This is a genomic window from Streptomyces sp. SID3343, assembly GCF_009865215.1.
In the GTDB taxonomy this organism is placed as follows: domain Bacteria; phylum Actinomycetota; class Actinomycetes; order Streptomycetales; family Streptomycetaceae; genus Embleya.
In genome coordinates, this window is the sequence record NZ_WWJX01000442.1 from 1 (window position 1) to 2004 (window position 2004).

2 protein-coding genes are annotated in these 2004 nt (G+C 72.4%); both read left to right on the top strand.

The window, feature by feature from the left end; all coding sequences use genetic code 11:
- The first annotated feature begins 181 nt into the window (after positions 1–181).
- Positions 182–325: a hypothetical protein gene (locus GT354_RS14290; protein WP_161356519.1), complete on the top strand. Its 144-nt coding sequence runs from the start codon at positions 182–184 to the stop codon at positions 323–325.
- A 557-nt stretch (positions 326–882) separates the two neighbouring features.
- On the top strand, positions 883–2004 hold a 1122-nt coding region (locus GT354_RS14295; RefSeq protein ID WP_237534838.1), incomplete at its 3' end, for an LLM class flavin-dependent oxidoreductase.

Sequence of the window (2004 nt, forward strand, 5' to 3'; positions counted from 1 at the left end):
GGCCGGTGGCCGGGCACCTCGCCGACCTCGCGACGGCCCTGGGCCGCCCCGCCGAGGCCACCGAACACCGCAGGCAGGAGCGCGAGATCGCCACGAGGGCGGCCGAAGCCGGACCGGCGTAACACCCGAAACCGAGGAGGAACGCTCGGTGTCGGGGGAGAACGCTCGGAGCCGAGGAGGAATGCTCGGAGTGGCGGGAGAGCGCTCCGAGTCGAGGCGTATCGCCCTTGCCGACGAACGGCTGCGTACGGGCGCGGTGCGCGGGCTGGGCGCGGCGCGTGGCAAGGGGTGGCAGCCGGCCGGTGCAGGCGAGCGCGACGCATAGGCCGCGACTTCGGCGCGTTTCGCAGGGTGCGTCGAACCCCCTCCGTCAAGGAGTGGGTGGTGGGTCTCCTCGGCCGGTTCGAGGGCGCCGCCCTTCCGCGAGACGGCCCGACCGGTCCGGCGTACGGCCCGGGTCGGCAGTAACGCCCGACGACACGGCCGCCTGCCGGCGCGATGCGAGAGTGTTCGTACGGGGAGCACTTTGCGATCCAAGCGACGAACCGCAGCCGTTCCCGGAGGGACCCGGTGACGGGCCACCGTGCCCGTCCGCCCACCCGCTCCGCCCACGCCGGGCGACCAACCCGAACAGCCCGAACAGCCCGAACAGCCCGAACAGCCCGACCGGACCGACCGGACCGACCGGACCTGAGCAAACGCAACCGGGCCGACCACGCAGAGCCAGTGTCCCGAGCCGCCCGGACCGACCCGACCGACCCGACCGACCCGACCCCGGCCCGGTCCGATCGAGCCGACCCGACCCGACCCGGCCCGACCAAGTCCCCTCGAAGATCGCGTGCCTCTGGAGAGCTTGGGTGGGCGCTGCTAGTTTCCCGGCGCATGAAGTTCTCGATGTCGTTGCCGGTGTTGCGTGAGCCCGGTCGTGCCCAGCCCTATCACCGCACGTTCGCGCTGGCCCGGATTGCGGAGGAGGCCGGGTTCGACACGGCGACCGTTGGTCACCACCATTTCATGGCGGGGAACATGAGCGATCCGCTCACCCTCCTCGCGGCTGTCGCCGCCCGGACGGACACGCTGCGTGTGGGTACCGGGATCTTCCAGCTTCCCGTGCACCACCCGCTGCGCGTCGCCGAGCAGGTGGCCACGATCGACGAGATCTCGGGTGGTCGGGTCAGCCTCGGGGTGGGCCTGGGCTGGTGGCCGCTGGAGTACCAGGCGCACGGCTCGGACTTTCGCCGCCGCGGCGCGCGGATGGAAGAGGCGTTGGAGATCCTGCGCCTGGTGTGGTCGCGCGAGAACGTGTCCTACCAGGGGCGGTTTCACAGCTTTCCCGAGCTGACCGTGTATCCGCGCCCGGTCCAGGAACGCATCCCGCTGTGGGTGGCCGGCGTCGCCGATGCCGCCGTCGAGCGGGCCGCGCGGCTCGGCGACGCCTGGCTGTGCGGGCCCGTGCAGTCGCTGGACAAGGCACAGGAGTGCTTGCGGGTGTACCGGGCCGCGTGCGCGACTCACGCGAAGCCGGCCGATTGGGTGCTGCGGCGGTACGCGTGGCTGGGCACCGACCGCCGTACGGTCGCCGAGCACGTGCTTCCCGCGTATGTCGACGGGCTGCTCGCGCACTGGCGCGAATCGGCGGAGGACGCCGGCGAGAAGGACCTGATCCGGCGGCTCGACGCGGGCGAGGACGTCTCGGCCGAGGAGATCGCGCACGACCGGCTCCTGTGGGGCGCGCTGGCACCATGGACGGGATCCCGGGGGACTTGCTGGTGGCCGGTGTCGGTGCCGGGGAGAACTACCGTCTCGGCAAAGGTTCGTTCTTCTCGCCCCACGGCTGGGCCGACGTGCCGCGAGCGGACATCGACGGCGCCCTCGCGCCGCTGCCGGACGGGCGCCGTGAGTCACCCGGCGCAAGCCCCGCCTCCGGGTCCCACCCCTGATCGGAAGGCAGTCGCCGGAGCCGGTGAACGCCGAACCGGACAAGTGCGCCAAGATCGCGTGGTT

Bases quoted from the DNA above. Each gene is read 5' to 3' on its own strand.
- GT354_RS14290 (WP_161356519.1), top strand. From the start codon at position 182: ATGCTCGGAGTGGCGGGAGAGCGCTCCGAGTCGAGGCGTATCGCCCTT.